The organism is Vibrio sp. PNB23_22_6 (assembly GCF_052877535.1).
Window position 1 is genome coordinate 89,869 of record NZ_JBNFXP010000004.1, and the last position, 16,636, is coordinate 106,504.

Genomic DNA, 16,636 nt, shown 5'->3' on the forward strand with positions numbered 1-16,636 from the left:
TATTTCACTTTTAAATTCTCGAAAGCATCGATGGTTTGAGGCAGTTTGAAAGGGTACACAAAAAAACAAACACGTATCCTACATGTTCGGAGTTTCATTATGACAACAAAAACAGTTCTTAACCCTGGTCTTGAGTACAGCAACGAAGCCGTCTTATATACGGGCCATTTTATTACGGTTAACGAAGACCAACCAAAAGCGCATGCTGTGGTCGTGCAAAGTGGGAAAATACTTTTTACGGGCACTAAAGATCAGGCTGAAACATTCCTAAATACGGAAAATATCTCTTACCGTCATGACGCTCAATTTGAAGGGAAAACGATTGTTCCGGGCTTCATTGAAGCACACATGCACCCACTGATGGCGGCGCTGTTTACTGGCATGTTCGAGTATGGCGGCCAGTATGATCGCTTAGGTGTTGGTGGCAAATTACTAAAAGGCTGCTCAACGGAAGAGACGTTAAAAGCTCGCATCAAAGAATTAAAACAAGAGCATGATAATGCAGGGAAAACAGGTGACTGGCTTAACCTTTGGGGTCTTGACCCCTTGTTGATGACAGATGGCTCCATAGTCAACCGTGATTTCCTTGATTCAGTAGTTGATGACTCTCCAGTCTTTTTCATGCATGCGAGTTGCCATTTAGCAACAATGAATTCGCAAGCAATCGAAAAAGTAGGGTACAGCTTAGATGATGATCCAGAGTTTATTCTCCGTGAAAACGGTCGACTAACGGGTGACATTGCAGAGATGAAAGATCTGTATCGCGCACTGAATGTTGGCGCATTTAACTATGGCACTGATCCTGCTGTTATCGGCAAAACATTGATTGATTACGCGAACATTGCCCATTCACTCGGCGTAACGACCGTTGCTGATTGTGGCATGGGTATTCCATCTAACCCTTATCCACTGTACCAAGCACTCAGTGCAAATCCAGCATTTAAACTTCGTGTTACTGCATACCCACTTGTTGGCGTATTCAGCGTAGATGAAGTGAATGCAATGAAAGCAGAGAACAATGATCGCTTAAGCATTGGCAGCGTTAAGTACGTAAATACCGACGGCTCAATTCAAGGGTTTACCGCGAACTTGCTAGACGGTCAGACATTCTATAATGGCAAGCCAAGCACATCACTGACTCGTGACATTGAAGAGATCTATGAAGCTTCTCTTCCTTTCCATAAGGCGGGTTACAACATTTCTTTCCACTGTAACGGCAATGGTACAACAGAAAAACTGTTAGACCTTATCGAGCGTATGCAAAAAGACACGCCAATGCCAAATGCACGTCACTGCCTAGAGCACAATCAAATGGTGACTGACGAGCAAATGGACCGCATGAAAGCGCTAGGGGTTTGTCACAACCTATTTGGTACACATGTACCGGTGTGGGGGGATGTGCACGCCACTCAAACCGTGGGGCCTGAGCTTGTTAAGCGTTTGAACCCATTCCAAACGTCTGCGAAAAAAGGCATTCCGTTTTCTATCCACTGTGATGACGGTGTGACACAGGTTAACCCATTATTTATGGTGTGGGGCGCGATGAATCGTAAATGCATATTCTCTGGCAATGTGTATGGTGAAGAAGAGTGCTTGACCGCAGAGCAAGCACTGCATGCGGTAACACTAGGTGCTGCATACCTAATGGGGCATGAAGACAACAAAGGTTCGATTGTACCAGGAAAACTGGCTGATTTCGCAGTACTAGATGCAGATCCTTTGAATACGCCTAAAGAGCAGATCAAAGACATTCACGTTCATGCAACGGTATTGGGCGGTGAAGTGACAGTACACCCACGTATAGCAACGTCAGTGAAAGAAACAGAAATGGCTTAACACCAACATAAACGCACTTTCACTTAACTCAAAGAGCACGCACAGTGCTCTTTTTTTATGTCTGTTAAAAGGCTTAGTCAGAAACTAAGGTGAAAGGCCCGGAGATGGAAGCGACATGCTCTAGCGAGGAAGCTAAGGTGAGCCCAATTGGTATTGGTAAGTGGTCGGATTATTGTGCACGAAAACATGCTTAGAGAAGGTGTTAATGGTGATCACTTACGGCGCTAAAGGTAGAGTACTTTCCCGACCAATAGTGAAATACAGCGCGCTATGATTTTTAAACCGCAGCAAAGCACCAATAGACATACTTACCCGATACGCGTATAGGTTGTTAGATATATGACGTAGTGCGCGTCGAGACTCAACGTTGAACCTGTGACGGCATCGTCTGCATTGGGCACTGAGAGCGCGCTGTCTGAACATATTGAGGGCACCTCAGGCAAACCAAGGAAGCTCACGCAATGGCACTTTACTGCGTTGTTCTTCCCTGATTGTTTGCGTCAGCGGCTGTTAGAGATAGAACTAACAGAATGCACTGAGTAAAGCACTTGAAGTTATTTGGGAGTCAGTATGAAAGAGAGACTTTAGGCCAACCATGGGAGGCTGGCCTATGATGCTAGTTACTTTAAAGGTAGGGCTTGTTTAAGTGGCAGGGGAAGAGGGGTAATGCTTGACTTATGTATTCTGGTGCTCATGTATCCGCCGATCAGCGCTAGTAGCGCGAGAGTCATCATCGCAAGGTTAAAGCCGAGCACTCTTGCATTGGCATTCGCTTTCAATAGGTAACTCGCTTGATGGTTATCGAGTTGGTAACGGTCAATTAAAATATCGACCCTCGCATTGTCAATATACGGAACATGGGAGACTTGCTTTAAGTCGGACACAAACGAAGTTGGGTAGTATGTGGAAATTTCTTGATTGGAGCGAATAGTGTTATCCATCGTCCACTGATTTATTCCCCCAAACAGACTTATCCCAAGCACTAGGCCAATGTTTCTCACCGTTGCTTGTAATCCGCCGGATTGCTCAGCATCACGTTCACCTAATGCATTTGTGATAATTACTGGGCATTGTGACGCCAAGATTCCCATTGATGCGCCAAGAAGTGCCATACCGATATAAAAAGACCCTAAGATTTGGTCACTTTGGCTTGATAAAAGCAATGTCGCGCCAGCGGTAAACATCCCCATAAACGCGATCTGACACAGTTTTTTAGGTGATTGATGCTTGAAAAACAGTGGAGTGGCGACGGACAAGAAAATCATACACGCGGAGAACAGTAGAATGATGCCACCAGAATGCGCCGAAGAGAGAGAAATTGCGACCTGCAAGTAAGTGACAACAACAAAACTACTGCCGCCCAGTGCGATATACATTAAAGAGAGCACGATAAAACCGGTACGTGATGCACTGTTTATAAACCAACTAATAGGCAGCAGTGCGTATCCATAGGCTCGTTCAAAGCGAATTTGCTGAAATATGAAAATGCCGAATAAGAAGCAGCCAAGTCCTAGTAGAAACAGTGCTGGGCTGATAGGAAAAATAAAGCTAAGCCATGATGGCGTATTCGCGCCATTTAAGACCAATATCGCTCCCCAGTAAGGCATTTTTATTAAGCTAAACGAGATCATTACCGTGCTGATTGCTCCAAGACTCGCACCTAAAATATCAAACTTAGCGGGTTGGTTGGTGTGAATCGGGCGGATACAAAATATCGCCGTCAGTAAACTTAAAAAATAACAAATGGCAATGAGCACGAAAGGCCAGTACCAGTGGGTATTATCGTGTAGCCAACCACTCACCAAAGGGATCAACGCGGCAGCCAGTCCAGTTGCAGCCGCCATTAAACCGAAACCGACCGCTCGGTTTTTACCGGGAAAGTGCGCAACGACAAGGGCGAGAACCGCAGGCAATATTAACGCAGAGGCAATACCGGCAAGTGGTCGTACAAATAAGGAAATGGTCGACATATTGTCGATGGTGATAAAACCAATGGTTGAGATGAGGCCGACAGAGGTGCCTAAAATAAGCAGTCGTCTCCAACCAATGATCAGCCCCAGCGCACTGGCAGATAACATGAAAGCTGCGCCTACAAGCGGTTGGACCGTACCCAAAAATTGAATATTTGAGATATCAGTTTGAAAGAGTTGCACTAATGCCGAAGTGGAAATCGAAAGGTTTGCGACATCGGCTGAGAGTGTGAATTGTGCTAGGCACAGAGCGATGAGCAGCCAGCTCTTATTCTCTTTTGTATTTTCCATAGCGCCTCACTTAGTGACTGAGGAAAGGTAGGGGTTAAAACTAAGAAAGCCCCGGCGTACCCGGGGCGAATAAGAACGTAAACTAGCTCTTCATTAACGATCTCTGGGGGAGTTTAGAACATAGTGCCAAACCACCAAGCATCAGACCGATAAGTGCAAATAGAGCGTAGTGAACAGACTGCAAGCGTGATTCTGCCATTACTTCAATCACAATGCGTTGCTCCTCTTTATCGGCAATCAAGTTTTCCATCAGGTCAACAGCCATCGCATTTGACACAAATGGCAATGAAGGTTGCTCAATAATGATTTGTTTTGTTTCAGCAGACAGAGCCTCATGTTCCGCCACGTTAGACTTAATTGCGCCAGTGAGAGAGAACAGCATAACAGAGCCTAAAATTGCAACGCCGAATGCTTGTCCCACATTACGTGATGTCGCTTGGATGCCGCCAGACTGCTGCGCTTCACGCTCATCAAGCGCTGAAGTAACTACGATGGATGCTTGAGATGCCAATAGACCTGCACCAGTACCAAAAATAGTCAGAGAGATGTATTGCCAGAAGGTGATGCCTTCCGTAGTGAAGCCAAGGAACATGAGCGCAGTACCGGCTGCCGCAATGATAAAGCCTAACTGGCATACGCGTTGACAAGTCCAGTTGGAAAGTTTTGCAGGTGCACCTAAGGAACCGATCATCATACCCAAAGCGAACGCACACAGAGCCATGCCGGAAGAGAACGCGCTCATGCCAGCGACAAGCTGCATGTATGACACGTTAATGAAGCCTGTCGCACCGAATAGCAGGAAGATGGTTGCGCATAGCACTAAACCAACCACGACTTGCGGGTTCTTAACATAAGAAGATGGAAGAAGTGGCGTACCACCTTGTGCTTCAAAGCGACGCTCCCACACCATCAGTGCTTTTAGAATACCAGCGCCAAGCAGAACGGTTGGAATTGCTGGAGATAAGCCAAAGATGCTGAAGTCAGTAAGCGGCGCAACCAGACCCCACTCAGAAATCTTCAGAAGACCGGTTACAAAACAAAGCAAGCCAATACCCGCGAGTGCAATGCCGACCGTATCCAGTTTGCCTTTAAATGGGCTAGCGTCAAGCGTAGGTAGTTTCATGCTGCCAAACATAACCAGTAAGCAGTAAACGCCCAAGCCCATAAACGCCACACGGAAACTGGCAACATCAAGGATGAACCCGAAGAGCAGTGGAGTGATAGCACTGGCAAGACCGACTAATGCGGCAATGGCGGAGAATGCGATCGCTTGGTCTTTACCTTTATAGATACCAGCAACATTTGCCAGCACAGCAGGGATTAGCAAACAAGCACCTAAACCAGCGCCAACGCGTGCGCCGTAGTTCAAGATTTCCATATTCGGTGCGAAAGCTGCCCCAAAGGAAGCGGCAGCTAGCATGCCAGCGCCGATGACCATTTGGCGTTTCCAGCCAATAATAAGACCGATCAGACCACCTGCTATCATGCCAGCACCAGCGATAAGCGGGTACATAGCATTGGCCATTTGAATTTGTGGCATAGTCGCCCCGTGAAGCGCGATGAGCGCATCTGTAGAAATCGCTAAGCCTGAATTATCTGCCATTGTTGAAAACTGGGCAGCAAGAAGAACAATCAGAGGGAACCATTTGGCTAGCCCTGATTTTTCTTCCTGTTTAGGAAGGGTAGAAGCGGATACCGTCATAGTAGATACCTTTTGGTTGAAGAGCAAAAGCTCACGTCGTTATAGTTATGAATTAATCATCACCGTTATTTAACCGCGTGTGGTTGCTTTCGCTCCAACCAAAAAAAGTATCTTTAGAAGAAAAAAAATTGTATTTGTAAATTAATAGGTAAAAAAAGCTAAAATCACTCTAACCATCTGACTTTCTTGTTAAAATATAAGATACGTCTATTCCATTACTTTGCTGGACATCAAGGAAAATTCGCCCTTCATCCAGTCGCCATGTATTCAATCGAAGTAACGTACCCCCTATAGGGACGTCTAACTTGGTATTTTCGATGAACGCCTCAAGTCCTTCCACATGCCGATTCTCAATATCGAAATGAGCGCTGATATGTTCACGTTGACGCATCACTAAGGTTCCGTCGTAGGTGTAGCTGAATTCTTTGTATTGGTTGTGAATGGAAAGGCGAATTTTCCCGCCTTTGATCAGTAGGAAAGCACTACTGTCGATCTTTTTGTCATTGATATAGATCGCACCGTCACCTTGCCATCCACCTTCATATACCCGAAATGGGTCATTCAAAACGTAATAGGTTTTAGTGCCAAGCAAACACGAAAGGACGATCACCAAGGCGAGTATTAATAATTTCAAAAGTCGACTTTTTGGCACTTCAATACTCCTTCTATTTGAGAACACACGCGATAAAAGGCGTCTTGTTTGACTACATATTTGACGGGCCCAACGGAGTCGAGCTGCAGCGTCTCTAGCTCGTCAGGCGTAGCATCAAACAAAACCCAGTGTTTTCCTTGCTGGTGGCTGACTCGAGAAGGTTCAGTAACGAAGAGACCAGAGGCGGAGAGGGCAAACGATGCAATTCCGACGGCGATTGTTACCGTAAAAAAACGCAGCGATGGTAAGTGATGAATACTTAAAGTAGCGTCGGTATTTGTTACGTTTTCCGCGTTATCTGCCGAGATTTGCGTTTGTGCTTCAACACGCACTGTCGCCTCTTTGCACTCATCGAGTTGAGGAGCGACAGAAAGCACATAACCTTGCTTGGGGATGGTTCTAATAAGATTACGCTCAACGTCTTGCAGCGAAAACCTAAGCGCTTTGACGGTTTGGTTTATGGTTGCGTTGGTTGCGTAAGAATCTTTCCATAGTGTCTCTTCAATGGATGCGCGAGACAGAACGTCAGGAAACGTCTTAATCAACTCATGAAGCAAGTTGGCTTCTCTAGCGCGTAGTCGAGATAAGTCTCCTTGTTTTTCAATCACTCCGGAAGTGGGTGAAAAGGATATATCACCGATTTTATATACCGGTGGCTCCAAGGATAGATTCGTCATTTTATGTTCTCTTCATCATTGTTACGCAAAATATGCTAACCGAGAACCATGATTGGAGCATTTGATCCACGGCAATAAATTCTTTGCATCAAAATGCAAAAAGCCAAAAATGAGGATTGGGTCATTTGGCTATTCAATAATAAGTGACTATAAATATAGTGAAATTTTTATGGTCAATATTTCCGTACTATCGATTAGTTGGTGGCATGGCTCTTGTGGCGAGAAGTCTTTCAAAAAAATAAGGTTAATTAACCAGTTAGTTACTACATGCGGTGTGAATATTTTTTTTCATTTATTGTTCTTTTATTTTGTTATCGAAGTCAGGCGGTTTTCCCTAGAGTGGTTTGGAATTTGGCTCGTTGAAGCCAAGAACCAATAACGCACAATAGGTTTTTGACCATGATTAATTATAAAAATATAACATTAAGTAGTGCACTTATACTCTTTACTTCCAATGTATTTGCAGATGAACACATTAGCCCTGAAGATGCGCCGGATCCAGGTGACCATACCAAAGTCTCTTCTGTGTTGAACATCACTTACGGTAAACAAAGTTTTACTGAAGAAGATAACGATTTTGTTCAAATTCAAGGCCAGATGTCTGGCGGGAAAAGTAATGGCAATCTGTTTTTGGGGCAGTTAACCGTTCAGGGCCAGGAGAATGGCAAAGTTGGTAGCGACGATTTTAATTTGTCACAAGTACGCGCAAGGTACTTTGAAGTTACCCATACAGAGTGGCAGCATGCCCCAATGGCTGGTATATCACTTGATTATATTGAAACCAGTTTTACGGACGCGATATCGGATCGACTGTTTGCGGTAGGCGGTTTGATTCGTGTCGACACCCCATTTAAAAACTGGTTATCTTTTCCAATTTTGGCGGGGGCGGTCGGGCAAAATAACAGTACTTACAGCCGACTGGGCTTAGTGGATGATTACACTTGGGGCGTGCAGTTCAATTTCTTAAACTCCATTTATCTGCATAAAAATGGTACGCACGTGCAAATCAACCCGCAATTTAGTTCATTAGACTTTGGTGGGGAGGTTGGCACAATCAATCAGTTGCAATTGGACCTTGCGTTTCAGACCCCGTTTACAGACAACCGTAAACACTGGGGTAAAGTCACCTATACCGAGTATTTTGATGATGCCGAGCAAAGCTTTGGGCACAACAGGCAGGGAACGGAGCTGAAGTTTACTTATAGTTATTACTTCTAAGTTCCGTGCGAATGGCATGAATTAGGGAAAGAGGCGGTCAATTTGACCACCTCTTTACTTACCATAGCAGGACATACGATTATGCGGGAATGTCTTTCGCGACTTGATCAAGTGTGTCGACAATGACATCAATGTGCTCTTTTTTAATAACAAGCGGGGGGGGATAGGGCAATGGTGTTGCCCATACTACGAACCATTACGCCTTTGTCATAGCACTGTTTTTGGATATCGAAACCTATTGGTTTTCCATGAGAAGCATCGGAAAATTGAACGGCACCAATTAACCCGTCATTACGAATGTCCACAATCGAGTCGATACCTTTTAGAGAATGCAAGCCTTCCTGGAAGTACTGGCCAATCTCACCTTTTATCCATAATTCAGTTAGAAGACTTAGAGCCTTACCCGGCGGGGATCCGAGCTCAAGCAGTACTAAAAGATGGTACGTTAGTGCACGACTTTTTGTTTGCCGAAAGTGCACGCAGTCTTCACGTTTGTAATGCGCCGTCCCCAGCCGCAACCTCTGCGATTCCAATTGGTGGCTACATTTGTGACAAAATTGCTGAAAAGCAACAGCTACCAACTTCTATGAAGATTGCAGATGTCGCTTAGCTAGCATCCCCTCCTTCTAGCAAAGGAGGGACGATGAACATTACTGATTTTGTTGTTGATAAAAATTTCGCATCGTTTTAATAAATAGGGAGCGAATTTTATTCACAGCGATGGTCTTCTTTGTTATCGCCATGACTTCCAAGCGATAGAAACGATGCTCGGGTGTGATGGCGATCAACTCTCCAGTTTCTACGTATGGCTTTGCATAACGCTCTGGTAAATAGCCGATATAGCGAGAGGATAGTAGCAACGCCAGTCGTGATTCATAGTTGTAGGCCGTCGCTTTTAAGTTCATGTTCGCTAAATGACCATTGATCTTCTCTTGTGTTTTCATTCCAGCGTATACCACCGGAAACTCGTTAATGACTTCATCCGTCAGTTTTTCATCAGACAAAGTGGCTAACGGATTGTCTTTGCTGCAATAGAGATAGAATATATCAGTATAGATATGATCGTATTCTAACCCTTCTAACTCCCTGTGATAGGGAATAAACCCAATATCTGCCTCTTCTTGCATAACCATTCTTTCAATTTCTGTCATCCTCGCGACTTCGGCAGTCAGATATACTTCCTGGGCTAGCTTAGCGAACTTTCGAATCACCAACGGCATGCCAGCACGAGGGTCAAGGCTGATAGTATCACTAAATAAAACAGTCAAATTACCAGAAAGTTGAATGTCTAAATGGTTAATTGTATTTCTGAAATCTTCGAGTTCCCCTAACAGCTTTACGGTCGCTTCATACACCACAATCCCTTCCTCAGTTAAGGCAAAACCTGCGCGACCGCGCCGGCATAACGTTAGGTTAAGCCGTGATTCTAAGTTTGAAATGTGAATGCTGATGGTTGAGCGACTGATGTTTAATTCTGTTTCGGCGGCAGAGAATCCACCGCAATCAGCAACGACTTTGAATATCTTAAGTTGTTTGATTTCGTAGTCGCCGATTTGCCCCACTGGAGAAGGGTTTTTTGTCATTGTTTTAGCCCCTTAAAACTTCATGTTTAGAGAACAATACTTATCTCGGCTGAATGTTTGTTATTATTTTGTTGTATAAAAGGGTGATTATGCGTAATTTCTAATCACAAATCTTTGAAGTTGCTAATATTTCTAACAGAGGGTGATTGAATGATGGCAGAGTTAAGTTTGGTATTTTCCCAAGGCTATATAGATGGTGAGTGGGTAGACGCAAAAAGTGGGCAGCAAGTTAATGTCGTAAACCCAGCAACAGGCACTGTGATCACACAAGTTCCGGACATGGGAGCGGAAGATGCAGAATCAGCAGTACAGTCTGCTCATCACGCTTTTTTATCTTGGAAGAAAACCAGCGGCAAGGAACGCGCAAACTTACTTAGAAAATGGTTTGAACTCATCGTATCAAATGCAGAGTCTTTAGCCGTGCTATTAACGAGCGAGCAAGGTAAGCCTTACAAAGAGTCTTACGGTGAAGTCATGTATGGCGCGTCATTCATCGAATGGTTTGGGGAAGAGGCAAAACGAACCTATGGCGATAACATCCCAGCAGCCAACCCAAACAATCGTTATATGACCATTAAGCAACCTGTTGGGGTGGTCGCGGCGATAACGCCTTGGAACTTTCCTATTGCGATGATCACTCGTAAAGTTGGCCCGGCGCTAGCGGCGGGTTGTACGGTTGTCGTGAAACCGGGAGAAGACACACCACTGTGTGCGCTTGCCTTGGCTGCACTCGCTGAGCAAGCTGGAATACCCAAAGGCGTAATTAACGTGGTGACCACGGCTAATCCAGCGGAGGTTGGAGAGGTACTTTGTCGTCATCCTTTGGTGAGAAAAGTCTCGTTTACAGGGTCGACACCAGTAGGGAAATTTATTCTCAGTCAGACCGCTGAAACGGTAAAGAAAGTGTCGATGGAGTTGGGTGGGAATGCGCCATTTATCGTGTTTGAAGATGCGGATATCGACAAGGCCGTGCAAGGCGCACTGATTTCTAAATATCGTAATGCTGGGCAAACTTGTGTCTGTACCAACCGCTTGTATATTCATGATGCCATTTACGATGAGTTTATGAATCGCTATTCAACGGCGGTGTCGAATTTGGTCGTCGGTAATGGTCTAGATTCAGAGACGGATATTGGACCGTTGATTAATGATAGAGCGGTGAAGAAGGTGTCAGGGCTGGTGGCAAGAGCAATAGAGCAAGGTGCAACTCTGACGCTTGGTGGCCAGGTATCTGAGTTTGGCGCGCAGTTCTATCAGCCAACTATTTTGACTGACGTAACCGAGGAAATGGAAGTCGCACATCAAGAGTTGTTTGGTCCCGTAACGACGGTATTCCGATTTACTCAAGAATCTGACGTGATCGAAAGGGCCAACAATACGCCTTATGGGCTAGCCGCTTATTTTTATACGCGTGACCATAGTCGAGTTTGGCGAGTGAGTGAAGCGTTGGAATATGGCATCGTGGGTATTAACGAAGGCATCATTTCGACCGAAGTCGCTCCTTTCGGAGGTGTCAAAGAGTCTGGATGTGGCCGTGAAGGATCTAAGTATGGCATCGATGATTATCTAGAAATCAAATATTTATGTCATGGAATAGATGCCTAACCTCCTAGGTTCAGAAATAGAAACGCCCTTAAGTTTTTTATTCCTAATCATTGTCTTCCGTCGTGATTGTTTCAGCAGCACTTTATGTGCTGCTTTTTTTTGTTTTTGTCGTTAGATAATTTCCGATTAGGTTGATTCTTTATTTGGACAAGCCGAGCTCAATAAAGAGTTCGGCGACTGGTCACCGATTCACGTCCCATTCAAATTTACGCCGATTGGTTCGTAAATTAACGCATGCACAGCGCTTTATGATGGCGTTGGGCTTATTGGTATGTTTGTAAGCTAAGCTGCATCTTTCTAATTAGCCACTCAATAGTGTGCTGGCACGGTTGCCCTAACTTTGTGCAAGCGACGGATTCTATTTGTACGTGAAGTTCATGCAAATAGGCACAATGGTGATAGATCCCCGTTTGTTCACTCAACGTGGTGTATGACATCCTTTCGTAGCCAAGCGTAATCAATTGCTCAGTCGCGACATCGAGAATAGTGTTAATGGTGATCTGGGTATTTTCTTGAGTTCGGCGGGCCATATCTATAACCAGTGTGCAAAACGGAAAAGGAACACCATTATTTATAGGTATGCATTCCATATAAGTTAAGGGAAATTGTCCTTACCCTGACATTGAATGTGTTATCAAAGCACAAAAGCGATCATACCCCCCTTAAGTAACAACCACTTTACAATTTAATGGTTCGTGTAAATATCGGTAATGCGTGCTAATACACTGATATAAGGAAGCTGTTGTTGATATGTTTTAGGTAGAAAACGTTGCAATTTGCCGTGTAACATATATTTTACATTTGTCGCCTCAAATCGCGCCAATGTCGATTTTCGTTTATGTATTCCAATTTTTCTCTCGCTGCGCCAAGTTAGAAATATGAATTGAGGACGAAAGTTCAGAGACTCATAAAATGAACGACACGAGGAGATAGTCATGGTTGACACGTATAATCCGCTAGGTACGGATGGATTCGAGTTTGTTGAATACACCGCTGCGTGCAGCGAAGGTATTGAGCAACTAAAAGCATTGTTCATGTCGCTAGGTTTTGCCGAGATCGCTAAACACCGTTCTAAAGAGGCGTGGTTATATCGCCAAGGTAGCATCAGTTTTATTGTGAATGCACAACCGCACAGCCAAGCAGAAGCATTCGCTAAAGTTCATGGGCCTTCTGTTTGTGGCATGGCGTTTCGTGTAAAAGACGCATCGGTTGCGTTAAAGCAAGCATTGGAAAATGGGGGGAAGGAATACAAAACCGAAATTGGCCCGATGGAGTTGAGCATTCCAGCGATTTACGGTATTGGTGAAAGCCTACTGTACTTTGTCGATCGCTACGGTAAACAAAGCATCTATGATGTTGATTTCCGCTTCTATGATGATGCTGACGAGCGTTTGGCAAAAGCAGACGTGGGTTTGTATGAAATTGACCATGTGACTCATAACGTGAAACAAGGCCATATGGATCTGTGGTCTGGTTTTTACGAGCGCATTGGTAACTTCCGTGAAATCCGTTACTTCGACATTGAAGGCAAACTGACTGGCCTTGTCAGCCGTGCAATGACGGCACCGTGTGGCAAAATTCGTATACCTATTAACGAATCTTCGGATGACAAATCACAGATTGAAGAGTTCATTCGTGAATACAACGGTGAAGGCATTCAACATATCGCGCTAACCACAGACAACATCTATCAGACGGTGCAAACACTACGTGAGCGCGGCATGGAGTTTATGCCGACGCCAGACACGTACTATGAGAAAGTCGACGAACGAGTAAAAGGCCACGAAGAAGACGTGAGTAAACTGCGCGATCTGCGAGTTCTCATTGATGGGGCTCCTACCAAAGATGGCATCTTGCTGCAAATCTTCACCAAAACTGTTATTGGCCCTGTGTTTTTTGAAATCATTCAGCGAAAAGGCAACGAAGGCTTTGGAGAAGGGAATTTCAAAGCATTGTTCGAGTCGATTGAAGAAGACCAAATTCGTCGAGGAGTGCTAAGCGATGCATAAATGGATCACATTTCCTCACCGGGAGGGAGTGTGCTCCAAACAAGCACATGCTGATTTCCCGCAAGAGGCAATTTTTGAGCGAGAAGCAGGACGAAGTGGTTTCTTTGGCCCTGCATCGCACTTTCATCATCAACATGCACCGACTGGTTGGTCTGAGTGGGAAGGGGATTTGCGCCCGCGAGCTTTCGATTTCAACCTGGTGGAAACGGCAAACCAGATCACACCATGGGCAGTACCTCATCTTCTGCATAACGCCAACTGCAAAATTAGAGTGTGGCGAATGGACGATAAAATGGAATTTCTGGTACGTAATGCGGACGGGGATGAGCTGCTTTTTATCCACCAAGGCACTGCGGACCTCTATTGTGATTATGGGCATTTACAGGTGAGTGAAGGGGACTATGTGATGATTCCGCGCTCAACCAATTGGCGGTTAGAGCCAAGTGAACCGATGTTTATCTTGATGATCGAAAATACGGATGCGGCCTATTCACTGCCAGAAAAAGGCATGGTAGGTAATCACGCCGTGTTTGACCCGGCAGTACTAGAAGTGCCATCGATCAATGACCCATTTCGCGCCCAGTATTCAGAGAGTCAAACACAAGTTCAAGTAAAACGACACGATCGAGTTAGTGTGATCACTTATCCCTTTAATCCGTTAGATGCAATTGGTTGGCACGGTGACTTATCGGTAGTGAAAATAAATTGGCGTGACATTCGACCGCTCATGTCGCATCGCTATCACTTACCTCCGTCTGCACATACTACATTTGTAGGAGCAGGTTTTGTTGTGTGTACTTTTGTCCCACGTCCTATTGAAAGTGACCCGGGGGCATTAAAAGTGCCGTTTTACCACAACAATGATGATTACGACGAAGTGTTGTTCTACCACGCAGGGGATTTCTTTAGCCGTGACAATATCGAAGCGGGGATGGTGACGTTTCATCCGGCCGGCTTTACGCACGGACCGCATCCGAAAGCGTTTAAAGCGGGTCGGGAGTACAAGAAGAAGTTTACTGACGAAGTGGCTGTGATGATTGATACCCGCCACTCGCTTGAGTTCTCTAAGGAACTCGACAAGGTAGAAAACAAAGAATACGTCTACAGCTGGCAAGAGAAGTAAGGGACAAGGATGAAATTAGCAACCAAGAAAAATGGCACTCGTGATGGCCAGTTAATGGTCGTGAGCAAAGATTTAACACAGTGTGTCTCTGCGACAGATATTTTCCATGAAATGCACTTAGCGCCCACCATGCAAGTCGCACTGGATAATTGGGATAAAGTGTCGCCTCAATTAGAGGAGCTCTACGCTGCGCTAAATGGTGGCTCAGTCGTAGCCAGTGAAGAGTTTGAATCTCATTATTACGAATCACCTTTGCCTCGCGCTTATCAATGGGCGGATGGCAGCGCTTACGTTAACCACGTCGAGCTGGTTCGTAAAGCCCGCGGTGCAGAAATGCCCGAAAGCTTTTGGACGGATCCTTTGATGTACCAAGGTGGTTCAGATGCATTCATAGGCCCATGTGACAACATAGAGTTTGCCAGTGACGAGTGGGGGATTGATTTTGAAGGTGAAGTGGCAGTCATTACTGGTGATGTGCCAATGGGAGCGAGCATTGCAGAGGCACAGGAGTCGGTTCGTCTAATCATGTTGGTTAACGATGTTTCGCTACGTGGAATTATTCCGGCTGAACTGGCTAAAGGTTTCGGCTTCTTCCAATCTAAACCTTCTTCGGCATTCTCGCCAGTCGCAGTCACACCGGACGAGTTGGGTGACGCATGGTATGAGAATAAGGTGCACTTGCCCTTGGTTTCAACCTATAACGGTAAGCCTTTTGGTCGCCCGAACGCAGGTATTGATATGACATTCGACTTTGCTGATTTGATAGTCCATGCGACAAAAACTCGCCCGTTGTCGGCTGGTGCAATCATCGGTTCTGGCACAGTGTCAAACAAGCAAGGCACTGAATACGGCACATCCATTGAAGAAGGTGGCGTAGGGTACTCATGTATCGCGGAAGTACGGATGATTGAAACCATTCGCGATGGCAAACCGTCTACTGGTTTTATGTCTTTTGGCGATTCAATTAAGCTTGAAATGTTCGATGCGGAAGGTAACAACATTTTTGGCTCAATTAATCAGCAAGTCAGTCAGTATCTTAAACATTGATGAATTGGGCGAGAGAAGAATGAGCGATAACATGACGCTTTACGGCTATTGGCGATCTTCGGCTGCTTATCGGGTTCGCCTTTGTTTGAACTTAAAAAACCTTAAGTATCAATCAAAGTCAGTACATCTCGTACGTAATGGAGGCGAGCAACACAGCGTAGAGTATCACGCTCTCAATCCATCGGAATTAGTCCCAATGCTGGTGGATGGTGAGGTTCGCATCAATCAGTCGCTCGCCATTATTCAGTACCTTGATGAGCGCTATTCCGATACTTCCGTGATTCCCCTGCAGATACCATTACGTTATCAGGCGCTCGCGATGGCGCAGGATATTGCGATGGAGATTCATCCATTAAACAACTTGCGGGTATTGCAGTACTTGGAAGGAAGACTATCTTGTGATCAAGAAATGAAAATAGAATGGATTCATCATTGGATGAAACAAGGCTTCTTGGCATTAGAAGAGAAGCTAGACAAGCATCGACAATTATACGGAGACAGTATCTACAGTGTCACGGATTGGCCTTGTATTGTGGATATCTGTTTGGTGCCGCAAGTCTATAATGCGCTTCGTTTTGGCTTGGATATGTCGCCTTATCCGCTCATCAATTCTATTGTAGAGGCGTGCAATCAACTGCCAGCGTTCATTGATGCCATGCCAGAACATCAATCCGATGCCAACCGCTAACCTGATTTGAGTTATGCAAGGCCTAACCGTGTTCGAATTTTGATTAGGCCGATTGGTACTAGCAAGGCGATGTATCGATAACTTTGGTTCCAGATAAAATAAATTTCGGCAAACTTACCGCTTTCGCATATCCACTGGTGCCAAAAGTGCTTGGTACTCTGTTACCATTCTCGCGCAAATTTATGGTTTTGTTGCTCTGGCTGCGTTTTCCCTTTAGGCTCTGAGCAACTCGTTG

The 16,636-nt window shown here is 45.1% G+C and carries 14 protein-coding genes and 1 pseudogene; 8 read left to right on the forward strand and 7 right to left on the reverse strand.

All coding sequences use genetic code 11. The annotated features are described in order from the left end of the window. Window positions 1-99 precede the first annotated feature (99 nt). Window positions 100-1,836 carry an amidohydrolase gene (locus tag ACVA54_RS04955; RefSeq protein WP_446649438.1) on the forward strand — a complete coding sequence of 579 codons (1,737 nt, stop codon included), beginning with the start codon at window positions 100-102 and terminating at the stop codon, window positions 1,834-1,836. Between the two features lie 620 nt (window positions 1,837-2,456). On the opposite strand, the gene ACVA54_RS04960 is transcribed toward ACVA54_RS04955, so the two are convergent. The 4 genes from ACVA54_RS04960 to ACVA54_RS04975 form a co-directional block, all read right to left on the reverse strand. Continuing rightward, entirely contained in the window at window positions 2,457-4,097 is a 1,641-nt protein-coding gene (locus tag ACVA54_RS04960) for an MFS transporter (protein ID WP_446596492.1), read from the reverse strand. Between the two features lie 82 nt (window positions 4,098-4,179). Then, window positions 4,180-5,799 (reverse strand): MFS transporter, encoded by a 1,620-nt coding sequence (locus ACVA54_RS04965; RefSeq protein ID WP_119464220.1) that lies wholly within the window; start codon window positions 5,797-5,799, stop codon window positions 4,180-4,182. A 169-nt stretch (window positions 5,800-5,968) separates the two neighbouring features. Then, window positions 5,969-6,451 carry a hypothetical protein gene (locus ACVA54_RS04970; protein ID WP_446608745.1) on the reverse strand — a complete coding sequence of 161 codons (483 nt, stop codon included), beginning with the start codon at window positions 6,449-6,451 and terminating at the stop codon, window positions 5,969-5,971. Further along, window positions 6,430-7,128 (reverse strand): winged helix-turn-helix domain-containing protein, encoded by a 699-nt coding sequence (locus tag ACVA54_RS04975; protein ID WP_446579286.1) that lies wholly within the window; start codon window positions 7,126-7,128, stop codon window positions 6,430-6,432. Before ACVA54_RS04975 ends, ACVA54_RS04970 begins: the two co-directional genes overlap by 22 nt. Before the next feature lie 399 nt (window positions 7,129-7,527). On the opposite strand from ACVA54_RS04975, the gene ACVA54_RS04980 reads away from it, so the two are divergent. Further along, window positions 7,528-8,346: a hypothetical protein gene (locus tag ACVA54_RS04980; RefSeq protein ID WP_446617222.1), complete on the forward strand. Its 819-nt coding sequence runs from the start codon at window positions 7,528-7,530 to the stop codon at window positions 8,344-8,346. Window positions 8,347-8,489: 143 nt separating this feature from the next. On the opposite strand, the gene ACVA54_RS04985 is transcribed toward ACVA54_RS04980, so the two are convergent. Beyond that, on the reverse strand, window positions 8,490-8,825 hold the full coding sequence (locus ACVA54_RS04985) for a hypothetical protein (protein WP_446642192.1): 336 nt from the start codon (window positions 8,823-8,825) through the stop codon (window positions 8,490-8,492). Between ACVA54_RS04985 and ACVA54_RS04990 the strand changes: the two are divergent. Further along, window positions 8,723-8,956: pseudogene (locus tag ACVA54_RS04990) on the forward strand (L-2-hydroxyglutarate oxidase); the annotation flags it as partial. The gene ACVA54_RS04985 and the pseudogene ACVA54_RS04990 overlap by 103 nt on opposite strands. 40 nt (window positions 8,957-8,996) lie before the next feature. Here ACVA54_RS04990 and ACVA54_RS04995 read toward each other — a convergent pair. Further along, window positions 8,997-9,929, reverse strand: a complete 933-nt coding sequence (locus ACVA54_RS04995) for a LysR family transcriptional regulator (RefSeq protein ID WP_446649439.1) — start codon at window positions 9,927-9,929, stop codon at window positions 8,997-8,999. A gap of 153 nt (window positions 9,930-10,082) precedes the next feature. Here ACVA54_RS04995 and ACVA54_RS05000 point away from each other — a divergent pair, with 153 nt between their 5' ends. Then, window positions 10,083-11,534 (forward strand): NAD-dependent succinate-semialdehyde dehydrogenase, encoded by a 1,452-nt coding sequence (locus tag ACVA54_RS05000; protein WP_119464270.1) that lies wholly within the window; start codon window positions 10,083-10,085, stop codon window positions 11,532-11,534. Window positions 11,535-11,797: 263 nt separating this feature from the next. Here the strand turns inward: ACVA54_RS05000 and ACVA54_RS05005 are convergent, their stop codons facing one another. Next, window positions 11,798-12,064, reverse strand: coding sequence for a hypothetical protein (locus tag ACVA54_RS05005; RefSeq protein ID WP_446631666.1), 267 nt, complete (start codon window positions 12,062-12,064; stop codon window positions 11,798-11,800). A gap of 405 nt (window positions 12,065-12,469) precedes the next feature. Here ACVA54_RS05005 and hppD point away from each other — a divergent pair, with 405 nt between their 5' ends. From hppD to maiA, 4 genes are read left to right on the forward strand one after another with little or no spacing between them, the layout of a single operon-like run. After that, window positions 12,470-13,543 (forward strand): 4-hydroxyphenylpyruvate dioxygenase, encoded by a 1,074-nt coding sequence (gene hppD / locus ACVA54_RS05010; RefSeq protein WP_119464224.1) that lies wholly within the window; start codon window positions 12,470-12,472, stop codon window positions 13,541-13,543. After that, a complete protein-coding gene (locus ACVA54_RS05015) occupies window positions 13,536-14,666 on the forward strand; it encodes a homogentisate 1,2-dioxygenase (protein ID WP_119464225.1) in 1,131 nt (376 codons plus the stop codon). Before hppD ends, ACVA54_RS05015 begins: the two co-directional genes overlap by 8 nt. A 9-nt stretch (window positions 14,667-14,675) precedes the next feature. After that, a complete protein-coding gene (locus ACVA54_RS05020) occupies window positions 14,676-15,713 on the forward strand; it encodes a fumarylacetoacetate hydrolase family protein (RefSeq protein WP_119464226.1) in 1,038 nt (345 codons plus the stop codon). A 19-nt stretch (window positions 15,714-15,732) separates the two neighbouring features. Beyond that, complete coding sequence (maiA, locus tag ACVA54_RS05025; RefSeq protein WP_099078038.1) at window positions 15,733-16,401, forward strand: maleylacetoacetate isomerase; 669 nt, start codon at window positions 15,733-15,735, stop codon at window positions 16,399-16,401. Window positions 16,402-16,636 lie beyond the last annotated feature (235 nt).

Excerpts from the sequence above, each read along its gene's own strand:
- ACVA54_RS04955 (WP_446649438.1), top strand. The coding sequence starts at position 100 with ATGACAACAAAAACAGTTCTTAACCCTGGTCTTGAGTACAGCAACGAA.
- ACVA54_RS04960 (WP_446596492.1), bottom strand. The coding sequence starts at position 4,097 with ATGGAAAATACAAAAGAGAATAAGAGCTGGCTGCTCATCGCTCTGTGC.
- ACVA54_RS04965 (WP_119464220.1), bottom strand. The coding sequence starts at position 5,799 with ATGACGGTATCCGCTTCTACCCTTCCTAAACAGGAAGAAAAATCAGGG.
- ACVA54_RS04975 (WP_446579286.1), bottom strand. The coding sequence starts at position 7,128 with ATGACGAATCTATCCTTGGAGCCACCGGTATATAAAATCGGTGATATA.
- ACVA54_RS04980 (WP_446617222.1), top strand. The coding sequence starts at position 7,528 with ATGATTAATTATAAAAATATAACATTAAGTAGTGCACTTATACTCTTT.
- ACVA54_RS04995 (WP_446649439.1), bottom strand. The coding sequence starts at position 9,929 with ATGACAAAAAACCCTTCTCCAGTGGGGCAAATCGGCGACTACGAAATC.
- ACVA54_RS05000 (WP_119464270.1), top strand. The coding sequence starts at position 10,083 with ATGGCAGAGTTAAGTTTGGTATTTTCCCAAGGCTATATAGATGGTGAG.
- ACVA54_RS05005 (WP_446631666.1), bottom strand. The coding sequence starts at position 12,064 with ATGGCCCGCCGAACTCAAGAAAATACCCAGATCACCATTAACACTATT.
- hppD (WP_119464224.1), top strand. The coding sequence starts at position 12,470 with ATGGTTGACACGTATAATCCGCTAGGTACGGATGGATTCGAGTTTGTT.
- ACVA54_RS05015 (WP_119464225.1), top strand. The coding sequence starts at position 13,536 with ATGCATAAATGGATCACATTTCCTCACCGGGAGGGAGTGTGCTCCAAA.
- ACVA54_RS05020 (WP_119464226.1), top strand. The coding sequence starts at position 14,676 with ATGAAATTAGCAACCAAGAAAAATGGCACTCGTGATGGCCAGTTAATG.
- maiA (WP_099078038.1), top strand. The coding sequence starts at position 15,733 with ATGAGCGATAACATGACGCTTTACGGCTATTGGCGATCTTCGGCTGCT.